This is a genomic window from Streptomyces sp. NPDC046859, from assembly GCF_040645135.1.
In the GTDB taxonomy this organism is placed as follows: Bacteria; Actinomycetota; Actinomycetes; order Streptomycetales; family Streptomycetaceae; genus Streptomyces.
Map to the genome: position 1 here is coordinate 155,339 of NZ_JBEYXR010000012.1, position 16,442 is coordinate 171,780.

9 protein-coding genes are annotated in these 16,442 nt (G+C 73.4%); 1 reads left to right on the forward strand and 8 read right to left on the reverse strand.

All coding sequences use genetic code 11. From position 1 onward, the window contains the following. The first annotated feature begins 94 nt into the window (after positions 1 to 94). Positions 95 to 1,123: an LPXTG cell wall anchor domain-containing protein gene (locus tag ABZ899_RS19810; RefSeq protein ID WP_361347600.1), complete on the forward strand. Its 1,029-nt coding sequence runs from the start codon at positions 95 to 97 to the stop codon at positions 1,121 to 1,123. 88 nt (positions 1,124 to 1,211) lie between these two features. On the opposite strand, the gene ABZ899_RS19815 is transcribed toward ABZ899_RS19810, so the two are convergent. The 8 genes from ABZ899_RS19815 to ABZ899_RS19850 all read right to left on the reverse strand — a co-directional run bounded on the left by ABZ899_RS19815 (position 1,212) and on the right by ABZ899_RS19850 (position 16,388). Next, positions 1,212 to 3,020 carry a GMC family oxidoreductase gene (locus ABZ899_RS19815; protein WP_361347603.1) on the reverse strand — a complete coding sequence of 603 codons (1,809 nt, stop codon included), beginning with the start codon at positions 3,018 to 3,020 and terminating at the stop codon, positions 1,212 to 1,214. 60 nt (positions 3,021 to 3,080) lie between these two features. Beyond that, positions 3,081 to 4,694: a succinic semialdehyde dehydrogenase gene (locus ABZ899_RS19820; RefSeq protein WP_361347605.1), complete on the reverse strand. Its 1,614-nt coding sequence runs from the start codon at positions 4,692 to 4,694 to the stop codon at positions 3,081 to 3,083. A gap of 198 nt (positions 4,695 to 4,892) precedes the next feature. Continuing rightward, positions 4,893 to 6,590, reverse strand: coding sequence for a serine/threonine-protein kinase (locus ABZ899_RS19825; RefSeq protein WP_361347607.1), 1,698 nt, complete (start codon positions 6,588 to 6,590; stop codon positions 4,893 to 4,895). 80 nt (positions 6,591 to 6,670) lie between these two features. After that, a complete protein-coding gene (locus ABZ899_RS19830) occupies positions 6,671 to 7,822 on the reverse strand; it encodes a serine/threonine-protein kinase (protein ID WP_361347610.1) in 1,152 nt (383 codons plus the stop codon). Positions 7,823 to 7,930: 108 nt separating this feature from the next. Then, a complete protein-coding gene (locus ABZ899_RS19835; RefSeq protein ID WP_361347613.1) occupies positions 7,931 to 9,577 on the reverse strand; it encodes a serine/threonine-protein kinase in 1,647 nt (548 codons plus the stop codon). Between the two features lie 163 nt (positions 9,578 to 9,740). Continuing rightward, entirely contained in the window at positions 9,741 to 12,221 is a 2,481-nt protein-coding gene (locus tag ABZ899_RS19840; RefSeq protein ID WP_361347616.1) for a protein kinase, read from the reverse strand. A gap of 183 nt (positions 12,222 to 12,404) precedes the next feature. Continuing rightward, positions 12,405 to 14,441 (reverse strand): serine/threonine-protein kinase, encoded by a 2,037-nt coding sequence (locus tag ABZ899_RS19845; RefSeq protein ID WP_361347618.1) that lies wholly within the window; start codon positions 14,439 to 14,441, stop codon positions 12,405 to 12,407. Between the two features lie 240 nt (positions 14,442 to 14,681). Beyond that, the gene (locus tag ABZ899_RS19850) at positions 14,682 to 16,388 is read right to left on the reverse strand and encodes a glycerol-3-phosphate dehydrogenase/oxidase (RefSeq protein ID WP_361347620.1); all 1,707 of its coding nucleotides are present in this window, start codon (positions 16,386 to 16,388) and stop codon (positions 14,682 to 14,684) included. Positions 16,389 to 16,442 lie beyond the last annotated feature (54 nt).

Consider the following 16,442-nt stretch of genomic DNA (forward strand, 5'->3'; position numbering starts at 1 on the left):
GTCTGCGAACCAAGGGCCACACCCGCGCCCCACACGCGGAGGCCTCCCGATACCCGTGCCGCGTCCGGCGGCACAACGGACTTTCGAGGTCTTCATGAAGCTTCGCCGTGCCCTGGCCGCCGCAGCGACGACGGCGGTCATAGCACCGATCGCCCTGCTGTCCGCGCCGGCCGCGTTCGCCACGGACGAGACCACCGGCCCTGCCACCTCGGAGACCACGCCGGCCACGGGCGACACGACGCCTCCGGCCGACGAGGAGACGACGGCTCCGGCGGACGACGAGACGACCGCGCCGGCCGACGACGAGACGACCACCGCTCCCGCCGACGACGAGACCACGGCTCCCACCGACGACGACAGCACCTCGGCTCCGGCGCCGAGCACCTCGGCCACCGACTCCGCCAGCCCGTCGCCGAGCACCTCCACCCCCGAGGAGACGGAGGAGCCCGACCCCGAGGAGTCCGTCTGTGAGGACACCAAGGTCGACGTCAGCATCACGGGTCTGCCGGGCAAGATCAGCGCGGGCAGCGGATGGCACAAGTTCTCGCTGAGCGTGCTCAACACCTCGGACTCCACGCTCCAGGACCTCGACTTCTTCGCCGGGGCCTCGTCCGACGCGGACGGCATGGACCTCTTCAAGAGCAAGCAGGTCGAGATCCAGGCCTGGGACCCTGAGGACGAGGTCTGGGTGACCCTCGACGAGGACGGCTACGCCGTCGGCTACGTCGGTTACACCGACGAACTCAAGCCCGACTACGTGGTCGACATCCCGATGCGGGTCAACGTGAAGTCCAGCGCCCCCGCGGGTGCCGGCTTCACGCTGGGCGCCACCATCTACGGCGACTCCGACGGCGACTGCATCGGCTTCGGCGACGTCGCCTACAAGTACCAGATCGTGGCCGCCGGCACGGACACGGACGGTACCGAGCCGCAGGAAGGCGGCAAGGCCCCCGTCACGGACGAGAAGCCGAGCAGTGACACGCCGAAGGTCACCGGCAGCCTCGCCGAGACCGGGTCCAGCTCTCAGCTGCCCGTCATCGGCACGGTCGGCGGTGTCGCGATCCTCGCCGGTGCCGGCGTGATGTTCGCGATGAAGCGTCGTCGGAGCGGTGCCGAGGCCTGAGCCTCGGCCGTCTGACGCACCACACGGAAGGACCTGCGCTCGGAGGGGGGCGCAGGTCCTTCGGTGTTTCCGGCGGGCTCGCGCCCGCTTACTTCTTCGGGGGGACCGCCGGCATCCCCAGGAACGGCAGCTTCAGTGCGCCGAACGCCTCCGGCGGGACCACCGGGGCCTGGGGCGCGACGGGCTTCAGCCGCTCGTACGCCGCTCCCTGCGCGGGACGCGGGTCGGCCTCGCCCTTGTTGGGCCAGAAGGACATGGCCCGCTCGGCCTGCGCGGTGATCGTCAGGGACGGGTTCACGCCCAGGTTGGCGGAGACCGCCGCCCCGTCGACGACCGATATCCCGGGGTGGCCGTACAGCCGGTGGTAGGGGTCGATCACACCGGTCTGCGGGGAGTCGCCGATCGGGCAGCCGCCGAGGAAGTGGGCGGTGAGCGGAGTGCCCATCAGCTCACCGACGTTGGAGCCGGGGAAGCCGTTGATGTCGGCGGCGATGACGGAGGCGGCCTCGGAAGCGGTCTTGATCTGCTTGGGGTTGGGCGCGCCGTGGCCCTGCCGCGCGGTCAGCAGTCCCTTGCCGACGCCGTCCGGCTTCAGGTACGTCGTCAGCGAGTTGTCCAGCGACTGCATGACCAGGCCGATGATGGTCCGCTCCGACCAGCGGCGGTTGGACAGCGAGCGCAGCACCAGCAGGGGGTGCCGGGCCGCGTTGGCCAGCCAGGCGCCGACGCGGGACCTGCCCTCGGCGTAGGGGACCTGGAGGATGGACAGGCCGCCCATCGAGTTGGAGCCCTTGCCGTAGCGGACCGGTTCGATGTGGGTGTTCTCGTCGGGGTGGATGGACGAGGTGATGGCGACGCCGCGGGTGAAGTCGACCTTCGGGACGCCCGTCAGCTTGCGGTAGCGCCGGCTGTCGGTCTGCGCGCCCACCAGTGCCTCGGAGTTGGTGCGGGTCAGCTCGCCGAGCCGGTCGGACAGGTGGGGCAGCTGACCGCCGGCCTTCATGCGGTGCAGCAGGGTCTGGGTGCCGTACGTGCCGGCCGCGACGACCACCCTGCGGGCCTTGAACAGCCGCCCCTCGCCCTTCCCGCGCCGGTCCGTCGGCACGGTGGCGACGGCGTAGCCGCCCTGGGAGTCGTCGGTGACCGAGACGACCGTGGTCAGCGGGTGCACGACCGCGCCCGCCTTCTCGGCCAGGTACAGGTAGTTCTCGTTGAGCGTGTTCTTCGCGCCGTGCCGGCAGCCCGTCATGCACTCGCCGCACTCCGAGCAGGCCCGCCGGGACGGGCCGGCGCCGCCGAAGTACGGGTCGGCCACCTCCTCGCCGGGGCGGGCCTTCGTCGTGCCCTCGGCGTCCTTGCCGTCGCCGAAGAACACGCCGACCGGCGCCATGTGGAAGGTGTCGCCGACGCCCATCTTCTCGGCGGCCGCCTTGAGGTGCACGTCGGACGGGGTCATCGTGGGGTTCAGCCGGACGCCGAGCATGCGCTGCGCCTGGTCGTAGTACGGCTGGAGTTCCTGCTCCCAGTCCGTGATGTCACGCCACTGGGGGTCCTCGAAGAACGGCTTCGGCGGGACGTACAGCGTGTTGGCGTAGTTGAGGGAGCCGCCGCCGACGCCCGCGCCCGCCAGCACCATGACGTTGCCGAGCAGATGGATGCGCTGGATGCCGTACATGCCGAGCTTGGGGGCCCAGAGGTAGTTCTTCAGGTCCCAGGAGTTCTTCGGCAGGGTCTGACGGGTCCAGCGGCGGCCGGCCTCGAGGACGCCGACGCGGTAGCCCTTCTCGGTCAGGCGCAGCGCCGTGACCGACCCGCCGAACCCCGATCCGACGACGATGACGTCGTAGTCGTACCCGGAACCGTCGTCCTGCGCGGGGGCAGAGTTCTCCTGTGACACGTGCTCTCCTCGTCGAAAGCGGTGGTGCGGTGGCCTCGGACAGCGGGCCGTAGGGGGTGCCTAGCGGAAACGGAGCGCCTTCATCACCCGCAGGCTCCGGCTCATGAACTGCGCGTACTTCTCGTCGTCCATGCCCAGCGAGGGCGCCATCGGCAGGAGGCGCTGATGGGCGACGGTCTGGGCCTCCGTGTACTTGAGGATGCCCTCGGAGCCGTGGCGGCGGCCGAGGCCGGAGTCCTTCATGCCGCCCATCGGCGACTGGACGCTGCCGTAGGCGGGGGCGTAGCCCTCGTTGACGTTCACGGTGCCGGTGCGCAGCCGGGCCGCGACCGCCCGGCCCCGGCGGCCGTCCTTCGTCCACACCGAGGCGTTGAGGCCGTACGGCGTGGAGTTGGCCCGCTCGATCGCCTCGTCGTCGGTGGAGAAGCGGTAGAGGGAGACGACCGGGCCGAAGGTCTCCTCGGTGCAGACGGCCATGGGGGCCTCGACGCCGTCGAGGATGGTCGGCTCGAAGAAGTACGGGCCGATGTCGGGGCGGGCCACGCCGCCGGCGACGACCTTCGCGCCCTTGGCGACGGCCTCCTCCACATGCCGGGTGACCGTCTCCAGCTGGCGCTCGCCGACCAGGGAGCCCATGTCGGCACCGTAGGCGAGGGACCTGCCGAGGCGCATCGCCCTGGTGCGGGCGGCGAAGCGCTCCAGGAAGGCGTCGGCGACGGACTCGTGGACGAACAGCCGCTCGATGGAGATGCAGAGCTGGCCGGCGGAGGAGAAGCAGGCGCGGACGGCGCCCGCGGCGGCCTTCTCGATGTCGGCGTCGTCCAGGACCAGCATGGCGTTCTTGCCGCCGAGTTCGAGCGAGACCCCGACCAGGCGGGCGGCGGCGCTCTGCGCGACCTCGCGGCCGGTGCGGGTGGAGCCGGTGAAGGAGACGTAGTCGGCGTGCTTGACGACCTCGGGGCCGACGACGGGGCCCTCGCCGAGCACGACCTGGAAGACGTCGGCGGGCAGGCCGGCCTCGATCAGCAGGTCACGCGCCCACAGCGCGGTCAGGCAGGTCTCCGTGTCGGGCTTCATCACGACCGCGTTGCCCGCGACGAACGCCGGGAGCGCGTCGCCGACGGACAGCTCCAGCGGGTAGTTCCAGGGGGCGATCTGGCCCACGACCCCGCGCGCGTGGCGCAGTTCGGTGACCCGGGTGAGCGTGGGGATGGCGCCCGTGTGCCGCTTCGGCCTGAGGTAGGCGGGGGCCTTGCGGCCGTAGTGGCGGGCCGCGACGGCGACGGCCTGCACCTCCTCGTGCGCGTGCAGCCGGGCCTTGCCGGTCTCCAGCTGGATGAGGTCCAGCACCTCCGCCTGGCGTTCCAGCACCAGGTCGTGGAAGCGCAGCAGGACGGCGGCGCGCCGGCGCACCGGGACCTGCTCCCAGACGGCCTGCGCCGCGCGGGCCGCCTCGAACGCCTCGCGGACGTCCTCGGGCGTCGACTCGGGCAGGTCGGCCAGCTTCTCGCCGGTGAACGGCGTGTGGTTGGCGGTACGGCCGGACCCGGCCACGCCCTTGGTGAGCTGGGCGACCAGCTCGGGGGTGACCACGTCGGCCGCGGTACGGGCGCCCTCCGGGGCGGGGGCGAGGGGGTTCGTGCCGGTCTGGGCCGGGGCCTGCGCGTCCGTCATGAGGCGCAGGGTATGCCGCACCGGGGCCTTTGTGTACCCGTCGGTAACGGGGATTCACCGAGGGCTCACACTCCGCCAGTGGGCACTGGCAACAAACGAGCTGATCAGGGCGTTGCCGTGACCGTGCCGGAGCGCTCGGTCTCGAGTCGGTCACGGGTACCGGAGGCGGCCGCCCCGCGTGGGCGGCCGCCTCGCCGTTCAGAGCTTGCCGATCTCCAGGTGGTCGATCGCGGTCTGCGCCACCTCGCGTCCGCGCGCCGTGAAGTCGCCCTTGCCGGGGTAGCCGACCGACAGCTTGTACATGTCGCCCGCGGAGGTCCTGTAGTAGAAGATGCGCAGCAGGCGCGGCCGGGGGTTCTGGCTGTCGGTGGTGGTGTACGTGATCGTGTTCTCGGCGGACTTCCTGCCCTGGTACGTGGTCTCCCTGGGCTCGGTCCGCGGGTTCTGCGGCATGCCGACCTCGTAGTCGCCGCTCTGCTTGAAGTCGCCGTCGTCGTCGTACATCTCGGCCGCGGCGGACCCGGCGATCTCGTTGCCGGAGTCCTCGGCCTTCTTCTCCAGCCCCAGGCTGATCCAGACGGCACCGCTCGGGTCGGTGTACGTGACCCAGTGGTCGTCGTCCGTCTTCTCGGGCACGGTCCGCTTGTACTCGTCCGGCACCAGCAGCGTCGCGCCGAGGGCCTTCTCCTGGTGCGTCTCCCAGCCGTCCGGCACCGGCCCGGCGAACGGGTCGGCGATCACCAGGTACGCCGTCACCGCGGCCACGACCGCCGCCGCCGCGATGCCGAGCAGCGTCCTCGGCCCCAGCACGACACCCCGTCGCACGCTCTCCGGGAGCCGCACGGGCTGGGTGACGGCCGGCTCCGGCGGGTTGGCCGCCCGCTCCAGCAGGGCGCGGGTCCGCGCGGCGTTCGGGCGCCGCGCCGGGTCCTTCTGGAGCAGGCCGTTGATGGCCTCGGCGAGCGGGCCGCGCGCGGCGGCGGGCGCCGCGGGCTCGGCGTTGAGAACGGACTGCAGCGTCGCGGGGGTGTTGCTGCGGCGGAACGGCGAGACACCCTCCGTCGCCGCGTACAGGACGACCCCGAGCGACCACAGGTCGCTGGCCGGGCCCGGGCGCTGGCCCAGCACCCGCTCGGGCGCGATGTACTCCGGCGAGCCGACGAAGCCTCCGGTGTCGGTCAGATTGGTCTCGCCCTCGATCTGGGCGATGCCGAAGTCGGTGAGCACGACCCGGTCGTGACGGCCGAGCAGGACGTTGTCCGGCTTGACGTCCCGGTGCAGGACGCCCGCGGCGTGCGCGGCCTCCAGGGCGCCGAGCACCTCCAGGCCGATCCGCGCCGCGTCCCGGGCGTCGAGGGTGCCCTCCTGAAGGGCGTCACCGAGCGAGCGGCCCCGCACCAGTTCCATGACGATCCACGGCCGGCCGTCCACGACGGCGACGTCGTGCACGTTCACGACGGCCGGGTGGTCGAGCCGGGCGGCGGCGCGCGCCTCGCGGCGCATCCGCTCGAAGGCGTTGGCGCGTTCCCGTTCGGGAAGGTGGTCCGGTACGCGGGGTTCCTTCACCGCGACCTCGCGGTCCACCGTCTCGTCCTTGGCGCGCCAGACGGTGCCCATGCCGCCGTGCCCGAGCTTGGCGAGCAGCCGGTAGCGGCCCGCGATCAGCCGGCCGGTGCCGGGCTCCGGCGGGGACGCGGCGGGCCGGGCGGAGGGTGCCGGTCCGCCGGGCGCACCGGACCGCGTGGTGGGGGCCGACTGCTGCGGCACGGGCGCGGCGGGGGCCGCGTAGGGGTTGTCCGGGTGCGGCACATGGGCGAGCGGCGCCGGCCGCGGAGGTTGCAGTTCAAAACTCGTCGGCTCGTCGGCCCGTTCCGGGAATCCCCCGTTGTCGCTCATGGATCCATCCATATCGCGCCGGGCGGCCGGGGATCCAGGGACGGCGTCCTCGGTCACAGAGCCGTGACGCGGGTCGCTCCTTATCTCCGGTTCGTCCCGGGCGAAGAGGCGTCGGCCGACGGGGACGCGGGTGAGGAGGAGGCGGGTGAGGGGGACGCCGGTGCGGGAGAGCCGTGGGACGCGGTGGGCCCGCCGGGCGGCCGCCCCGTACCGGCCGTCCCCGCCGGCGGGCTCGCCGAGCTGGTCGGTACGTCGTGTCCGCCGCCCCCGTCGGCCAGCAGCACCGCCGCCGATGCCCCCGCCACCGCCGCCACGGCGGCCAGCACCACGGCCGCCACGACCTTGTGGGTGGTCCACGGCCGCTCCGCCCGGCTGCTGAACCGTTTCGGCACCAGATCCTCGCCGGTCACCAGGAACTCCCGCAGCATCCGCTCCGCCTCCGCCGCGTCCAGCCGGGCGGCGGGGTCCCGCTCCAGCAGTCCCCGGACGACGGGCAGGATCGGCGCCGCCTGCGCGGGCGGCCGTACGTCGTCGGAGACCACGGCCAGCACGGTCCCGCTCAGCGAGTCGCGCCGAAAGGGCGACTCGCCGCTCAGCAGCGCGCACAGCAGCGCCCCCACCGACCACAGGTCGGAGGCCGGACCGGTCCGCGCCCCGGACATCCGCTCGGGCGCGGTGTACTCGGGCGACCCCACGAACGACCCGGACTCGGTGAGCGTGCCGGTGCCGGGCACGCGGGCGATGCCGAAGTCGGTGAGGACGACCCGCTCGGTGCCGCTCTCCACCAGCACGTTGGCCGGGGTGATGTCCCGGTGCACCACCCCGGCGGCGTGCGCGGTGCGCAGCGCGTCCAGCAGGTCGGCGCCGATCCGGGCGGCCTCGCGGGCGTCCACCGGGCCGTGCGCGGCGAGCCGGTCGGCCAGCGACTCGCCGTCGATCAGCTCCATGACGATGTACGGGCGTTCGTGCTCCTCGATCACGTCGTGGACGACGATCACATGCGGGTGCCGCAACTGCGCCACCGCCTGGGCCTCGCGCAGCCACAGCGCGCGCTGCCGCCGCGCCTCGGACGCGGTGAGCGTCTCGTCGACCGGGATCTCCTTCACGGCCACCCGTCGCCCGAGCAACTGGTCGGTCGCCTGCCAGACGACGCCCATGCCACCACGGCCGACCTTCGCCTCGAGACGGTAACGCCCCGCGATCACACGGAAGTTGGCCCCCTCGGTCCCCATGCGACTCATGATGCCCCACCGGAGGCCCGGGCTCCGGGCACCGATCGGCCAACTGTGCACAGCAGCAAAGCACGTCAAAAGCCGCCGACCGCGCGGGGCACCGACGGGTCAGGATCCCGTGCGCCAGCCCCGCAGCACCGCCGAGAACCGCGCGCGGGCCTCGGCCCAGTCCTTCTGCGGCGCGGACATGTAGATCGCGTACTCGGTGCCGTCCCGGTCGATGTACCCCTGGTCGATGGCGCGGCGCGGCCCGGGGAAGGGCGTGTCCTTGGGCTGCGCGTCCCAGGTGTACTCCCACAGGGAGCCCGCGCGGTCGCGGTAGAGGTTCTCCTTCAGGGACAGGAGCCGGTACCCGATGAGCCGCTCCTTGACCTGCTGCTCCAGGTCGACGAAGTGGTCGTGGGCGGTCGCGAAGTCGGGTGAGGTGTCGACGGAGATCCGGACGAAGTGCTCCCCGCCGTCCGGCGAGTAGTCGACCTGCTGGAGCCCGTCGACCTCCTCGCCGACCACCTTCCGGTCCCAGCCCTTCGGCAGGTACAGGCTGAAGCCCAGGGGGTCGTCGACGCGCCTCCAGGAGGCCGGCACTCCGCTCACGTCCGCCCCCACCCCCTCGGTGGCCGATTCCTTCGGGGCGGGCGAGGACGGGGGCGCGGAGCCGACGGACGAACTGCCGCTGCCGGGGCCCCACTTCTGCAGCACCACGGCCGTCCCCCCGCCGATGACGGCGGCGAGGGCGACGACCAGGGCGACCGAGCGCAGCCGGCGCCGCCGGGGCGCGGGGGCGGCCGGGGCGGCCCCGACGGGCGGGCCGAACGCCGTCGGCCCGGTGGTCGGGGGGTACGGCGTGGCGCTGTGGACACCGGCCTGGTCGGGGGCGAGGCGCACCTCCGGCTCGTACCGGTTGTGCTGGGTGGGCACATAGGCCTGCGCCCCGCTGGGCCGCCGGCCCTCCGCCGCCTCGGCCAGCATCTGCTCCGCCTCGGCGGCGTCGGGCCGGGTGCCCGGATCCTTGCGCAGCAGGGCGGTGATGACGGGACCCAGGGGCCCGGCCTGATGGGGCTCCCCCGCGTCCTCCTCGACGACCGCCTGCATCGTGCTCAGCGGAGAGGTCCGGCGGAAGGGCGAGCGGCCCTCGACCGCCGTGAAGAGCGTGGCGCCGAGCGCCCACAGGTCCGACGCCGGACCCGGGTCGTGCCCGCGGACGCGTTCGGGCGCCAGATAGTCGACGGAGCCGACGACCTCTCCGGTGCGGGTGATCGTCGTGTCGCCCTCGATCTGGGCGATGCCGAAGTCGGTGAGCAGGACGCGGCCGTCGTCGGCGAGCAGGACGTTGCCGGGCTTGATGTCGCGGTGCAGGACGCCGGCGGTGTGCGCGGCACGCAGCGCCCGCAGCACCCACAGCCCGATCCGTGCGGCCTCGGCGGGCTCGACGCGCCCCTCCTCCTTGACCGCGTCGGCCAGCGAGCGGCCCTCGATCAGCTCCATCACGATCCACGGGCGCCCGTCGTGCTCCAGGACGTCGTGCACGGTCACCACGGCGGAGTGGTTGATGCGCGCGGCGGCCCGTGCCTCGGCCCGCGTCCGGGCGAGCAGCCGCTCCTGGTCGTTCTCGGAGACGTAGAGCGCGGCGGTGAGTTCCTTGATCGCCACGGCCCGGTGGAGCACCTCATCGTGCGCACGCCAGACGCGGCCCATACCGCCGCTGCCGATGGCCTCGGTGAGCCGGTAGCGGCCCGAGACGAGCTGGCCCTGCATCTTATTCACGTTGCCCCGCAATGTTCTTGACAGGGTCAGGTTAGGGACCGGGCCATCCGACCGGAACCGTGGGGGTGCCAAGGAGACCGCACTGTGACAGTTCTCGCGTTCCACTCGCCGAGGCAACCCCAACGCCGTTGTCACCCACGGTTTTCGGGCCGCCTCACCTGGTGATGCGGTATGTCGTCGACGCCTGCTCGAACAGCCGTGTGACCTCGTCCCGCTCGGCCTCCGGCCCCCGCACCTGGACCACGTGGTACCGCCCGTCGGCGAGGATCGCCAGGTTCCGCACGAACAGTTCGCGTCCCTGGCCGTCGGTCCAGGTGAACTGCCCCTCGGCCATCGTGCGTTCGCCGACCTGAATGGCCTTCAGCCCGCCCGAGGAGGCCCAGCTGGAGTCCCGGTACGGCTGCAACTCCCGTTCGTGCTCCCGCTGGTAGACCATCGGATCGCCACCGAACTGCTTCGCGGTGTCCCGGCCGGCCACGACGATCAGGTCGAAGTCGCCGTGCGCGTAGACGACCTGCCCGCGCCCGCTGCCGCCGCTGCGGCTCCAGCCGTTGGCCACGGCGACCTCGAAGCCGGCCGGGTCCTTGCGGACGGTGAAGCCGTCCGGGACGTCGGGCCCGGTGGTCTGCGTCTCGTCGGACCCGGCCGACTCCGAGGAGCCGTCGCCGGGCGTCGGAGAGGTCTGCTCCGGGCGCGGCTCGCTGCTCGCCTCGGCGGACCGCTCGGACGGCGCCTGGCCCGCGGCGGGGGTGCGCCCGGTGTCCGCGCCGGCGCCGCCGTCCCGGTCGTCCTTGGGCATGAACAGCATGGCGTACGCGATCGCCGCGGCCAGGCCGAGCAGGACGAGCAGCAGCAGGGTGCGGCCGAGCCGGCGCGGTGAACGCGCCTCCTGGCGGGCCCGCTTGTGCCGGCCCTGGTGGGCGGGCAGCCGGGCCCGCCGTCTGCGCACCAGCTCGCCACGGCGCCGCACGATCGGCAGGCGGTTCGGGTCGACCGGTGGGGCGGCGACGACATGTGCGCCGGCCTCCGGTTCGGGCGCCGACCGCACGAGGGAACGCAGCCAGCCGCGCAGCTCCTCGAAGTCGGGCCGCTCGGTCGGGTCCTGACGCAGCAGCGACTCCACGACGGGGCGCAGCGGGCCGCACTCCTCGGCGAACGCGGGCGGTTCGGCGCACACCATCTGCACCAGCTCGGCCGTCGACTCCTCCGGGTACGGCGCGTGCCCCTGCACGGCCCGGAAGAGCAGCGCGCCGAGCGCCCACAGATCGGTCGCCGGCCCGATCGGCGCGGCCAGCTGCCAGTTCTCGTGGACGGGCCCGGCCTGCTCCGGCGCCCACCGCTCGGTGACGGGCCCGACGACGGCCATCCTGGCCTGCCGGGCCCGCTCGGCGGCCAGCGCGGTGCCGGGCCCCTTGCGGGCGGCGGCACCGGACACCAGTTCGTCCCAGCGGGTCCCGGAACGCGCCGGGGGCAGGACGCCCCGGGTCCCCGCCGGGCCGTCCGCGGCGGGCGCGCTGTCGTCCCGTGGGGCGAAGCCCGGCTGGGAGCTCGCGGGCGGGAGCGCCGCACGGCCGCTGTCGGCGTCGGTGGGGGCGCGCCCGGTCCCGGGGCGGGGAACCACGCCCTGCCACGAGGCGGCCCGCACCCCGTACGGGTCGGCGATCTGCCCCGGCGGTGTGCTGCCGCCGCTGCCGGAGAGGTACGCCTGCGGCGTCCGGCCCTCCGGGGCGGTGCGGGCGCCGGGCAGGGCGGCGCGTTCGCTCTGCTGGGCCTCCTGCACCCGGGCCGCGGCACGGGCGCCCGCCCGGTAGGCGGCGATCGCTCCGGCCCGGGCGGCCCGGATGTCGGTGCCGCTCTCCAGGACGCCGCCCGGTGCCGGGCCGGGGCCGTCGGCGCCGGGGACCGGCCGGGTCCCGTTCGTGCGCGCCTCTATGGCGGCCCGCCGGGCCGCCTCGGGGTCGGTGTCCGGGCGGGGGACGGAGCCGGTGGGGCCGGTGCCCGCGGCGGGTGCCGGGCCCGGGTCGTCACCGTCCTCGGGAGGCACCGGGTCGTAGCCGCACAGCGCCTCCTCGGCGGCGCCGGCCGCGAGCCCGGTGAGCATTACCCGGCCGTCGTCGCAGACCAGGACCGTACGGGCGGTGATGTTGCGGTGCACCCAGCCGTGGGCGTGCAGGACGCGCAGCGCCATGAGGACGTCGGAGGCCACCTCGGCCGCCCGGTACGGCGACAGAGGCTGCTCGGCGAGCAGCGCGGCGAGCGGCCGGGCCGCCACCAGCTCGCTGACTATCCACAGCGAACCGCCCTCGGCGAACACGTCGAAGACCTGGTCGAGGCGGGGGTGGTCGGGGATGCGGGCAGCGGCCTGGGCGGCCTCGACCGCGCGGCGCACGGCGGGGTCGGCGGGCCGGCGGCCGGTGTCGCGGGCCCGCGCGTCCCGGGCGGTGAAACCGTCGGGCAGCCCTTCGGCGTCGAGCACCTCGGCCTCGACGACCTCGGGCAACGGCACCTGCCGGACCAGGACTTCCTGTCCGCTGTAGGTGTCGAAGGCGCGGCTCTCGGTGAGTTCGTACGTGTCGGAGGGCGGCAGCGGCAGGCGGTAGCGGTCGGCGAGCACCCGGCCCGCGTAGTCGTCCACGTTGCCTCCCCCGGCCGCCCGGTCGGTCAATTCCGTTCGCCTCGTGTCGCGTTCCGGACGTCTGAAGGGATGCGTACGGTCCGCAAGCTTTCACGATACGTGCCGGAGGCAACTCGCAAAGAGAGGTTCCCGTATCTCACGGCGCAATACCCGTGGCCTCCCCCCGGAGGGGAGGCCGCCGCTTCACCCCTTCGGCTCGAACGTGCCCGTGAGCGCCTTCCATGTGCCCTTGCGCAGATCGCTGTCCCAGTCCGCGGCCTTCGCCGTGTACATCAGGGCGTACCCGGCACGGTCGTTCACGACGAACCCACGGTCGATCGTGCGGTACTTCGTACCGCCCTCGACGTAGGTGAACTCCCAGTCGGCGGCGTTCCAGCCGCGGTAGTCCACCTGCTCTATGCGGATCTTCTTGTACTGGGAGCGCACCATGTAGCGCTCCTGGCTCTTCCAGTCCGCCACCGGGTCGCCCTTGGGCGTCGACGTCCAGGCCACGAGCAGCTTCTGCCCGTCCGGCCCGGTGAACCGGTCGCCGGCCGAGCCCGTGGACTGGAACTTCCAGCCCTTCGGCAGCCCGATCGAGTATCCCTGGCCGCCCTTGTGGGTGGACTCCACCCCGGCGCCGCCGGAGCCCTGTCCGTCACCGCCGTCACCGCCGGCGGTCGCGCTCGACCCGGCGCTCGGCTCGGTCCCGCCGCCCTTGCCGGAGCCGGAGTCCTGGCCCGCCGTGGGCTTGGACTCGTCGTCCCCGCGGTCCGTGCCGCCTTCGTCGTCGCGCTTGGTGCCGGGGGTCTCCTTCGACGCGGCCGAGGAGCTTCCGCCGTTCCCCGAGGCCTCGGAACCGCCGTCGTCGCCCAGCGTCAGCGCCAGCACCACACCGAGGACGGCGACCAGGACGACGACCGCGACGACCGCGACGACCAGCAGCGTCCGCTTCGGGACGACGTCGGTCAGCGGTGCCCGCTGGACGGGCCGCGCGGGCAGGTCCGGCGGCGTCATCACGGGCCAGCCGGAACTCGGCCCCGAACCGGCGTCGCCGGCCGTCCTGGCGTCCTTCTCGGAGGAACTCGCCTCGGTGGACGCGGAGTTACCGGTCGTCGCCGAGGGCGACCCGGTGGCCGCGTCGGCCCCGGCCTTCCCCTCGCCGGACGCGGTGCGCGCCGCTTCGGCCGCCCCTGCGCCGACCGCGGCCTTGCGCACCGAGCGCAGCGCTCCGCGCAGCCGGTCCCCGGCCTCCTCGGCCTTCTTGCCGGCGGAACCGGCGCCCGAACGCCCCTTGCGCGACGGCGCGTCGGACTGCGACGGCAGCGGTACGACCTTGGTCGCGTCCGGCGCCTCGGCGGCGGAGTCGGTCCGCGGCGCCCGGATGACGGCGTTGAGCATCGCCCGCGCACGGGCGTCGTCGATGCGCTTCTCGGGGTCCTTGGTGAGCAGGCCGTAGATGACGTCCCGCAGCGGTCCGGCGTTCTTCGGCTCCTCCAGCTGCTCGGTCATCACGGCCGTGAGCGTCGCGATCGCGGAGCCCTTGTCGTACGGCGGCACGCCCTCGACGGACGCGTACAGCAGACCGCCGAGCGACCACAGGTCGGCGGCGGGGCCCGGCTTGTGGCCGCGCGCCCGCTCCGGGGAGATGTAGGAGGGGGCGCCGACGAGCATGCCGGTCGACGTGATGGACGGGTCGCCCTCGACCTGGGCGATCCCGAAGTCGGTGAGCACGACCCGGTCCGTGCCGGACTCCAGCAGCACGTTGGACGGCTTCACGTCACGGTGCAGGATGCCCTCGCGGTGCGCGGAGCGCAGGACGTCCAGCACGGCCAGGCCGACCTGGGCCGCCCGCCTGGGCTCCAGCAGGCCGTCCTCCCGGATGACCTCGGCGAGCGACTTGCCCTCGACGAGCTCCATCACGATCCAGGGCCGGTCGTCCTCGTCGACCACGTCGTACACCGTGACCGCGCTGTTGTTCCGGATCCGGGCGATCGCCTTGGCCTCGCGCAGCGTGCGGGTGATGAGCCGCCGCTTCTCCTCCTCGTCGATGTTCGACGGGAAGCGCAGCTCCTTGACGGCGACGGTCCGCCCGAGCGTCTCGTCGACGGCACGCCACACCGTGCCCATGCCGCCCCTGCCGAGCACGCCTCCCAACCGATACCGCCCCGCGAGGAGACGCTCGTGGTCGTCCTGACGAGTCTCCTGACGAGATGTGCCCGCCCGCTCCGCCTCCGACATGCGTCCCCTCATACAACCCGCCCTGACAGAGCCTTCATTGTCCCTCACCCGACAAGCGCCCGACGCCCAGGGTGCCCCTCGTGCCGCAAGTTGTTCGAATGCACCCGGGCGCCGGGAGCCCAGGGAGGCGGAGCCCTCCGAACCGCGCGCTCCCCCCGCACGGTGGGGCGGCGCCGGCCGGAGTGGCCGGACCGCCCACGACGTGCGGAGGGAGGGCGACTTCGGGCCCGGCCCCCTCCCCTACCGCGGCACGATGTCCGGCGCTCCCAGACGGGCCGCGTCCGCGGTCAGGTCGTCGGGCTGGCGCTGCGACTCGCGTTCGGCCTCCACGCGCTTGTGGTAGTGCTCGACCTCCCGCTCGATCTGCTCCGCGTCCCAGCCCAGCACCGGCGCCATCAACTCGGCCGCCTCGCGGGCGCTCCGGGTGCCCCGGTCGAAGGTCTCGATGGAGATGCGGGTGCGCCGGGTCAGGACGTCGTCCAGATGCCGCGCGCCCTCGTGGGAGGCGGCGTAGACGATCTCGGCCCGCAGATAGTCGTCGGCGGCCTGGAGCGGTTCACCGAGGGCCGGGTCGGCGGCTATGAGCTCCAGGATCTCCTCGGTCAACGACCCGAACCGGTTCAACAGGTGCTCCACGCGCACCACATGAAGACCCGTCCGCTCCGCGAGGCGCGCCCGGGCGTTCCACAGGGCGCGGTAGCCCTCGGCGCCCAGCAGCGGGATGTCCTCCGTCACGCACTCCGCGACCCGCATGTCGAGGCCGTGCACCGCCGCGTCCACGGCGTCCTTGGCCATCACGCGGTAGGTCGTGTACTTGCCGCCGGCCACGACGACGAGGCCCGGCACGGGGTGGGCGACGGTGTGCTCGCGCGAGAGCTTGCTGGTGGCGTCGGACTCACCGGCGAGCAGCGGACGCAGTCCCGCGTACACGCCTTCGACGTCGGCTCTGGTCAGGGGGACCGCCAGCACCGAGTTCACATGGTCGAGCACATAGTCGATGTCGGCGCTGGACGCCGCCGGGTGCGCCTTGTCGAGGTCCCAGTCGGTGTCGGTGGTGCCGACGATCCAGTGCCGCCCCCAGGGGATGACGAACAGCACGGACTTCTCGGTGCGCAGGATCAGCCCGGTCGTGGAGTGGATGCGGTCCTTGGGCACGACCAGGTGGACGCCCTTGGAGGCGCGGACGTGGAACTGGCCGCGCTCCCCGACCATCGCCTGGGTGTCGTCGGTCCACACCCCGGTGGCGTTGACGACCTGCTTGGCACGGATCTCGTACTCCCCGGCGCCCTCGGCGTCCTGGACGCGGACCCCGACGACGCGCTCGCCCTCCCGCAGGAACGAGGTGACCCGCGCGCGGTTGGCGACCTTCGCACCGTAGGCCGCCGCGGTCCGCACCAGGGTGGCCACATAGCGGGCGTCGTCCATCTGGGCGTCGTAGTACTGCAGGGCGCCGACCAGTGCGTCCTTCTTCAGGGCGGGGGCCACGCGCAGGGCTTGACGGCGGGTCAGGTGCCGGTGCACGGGCAGGCCCCGGCCATAGCCGCTGGCCATCGACAGCGCGTCGTAGAGGGCGACGCCCGCGCCCGCGTACAGGCGCTCCCAGCCCCTGTGCTGCAGGGGGTACAGGAACGGCACCGGCTTCACCAGGTGCGGGGCCAGCCGCCCCAGGAGCAGCCCGCGCTCCTTCAGGGCCTCCCGGACGAGGGCGAAGTCGAGCATCTCCAGATAGCGCAGGCCGCCATGGATGAGCTTGCTGGACCGGCTGGAGGTGCCGGACGCCCAGTCGCGGGCCTCGACCAGCCCGGTGGAGAGTCCGCGGGTCGCCGCGTCGAGAGCCGTGCCCGCGCCGACCACTCCGGCGCCCACGACCAGCAGGTCCAGCTCGTGCTCGGTCATGTCCGCCAGGGACGCGGCCCGCTCCTCCGGCCCCAGTGTCGCTGTCCTCACCGCTGCCTCCCGATGATCGGTCGGTAAGCCGCACCCGTGGGGCGAAGCCCGTCT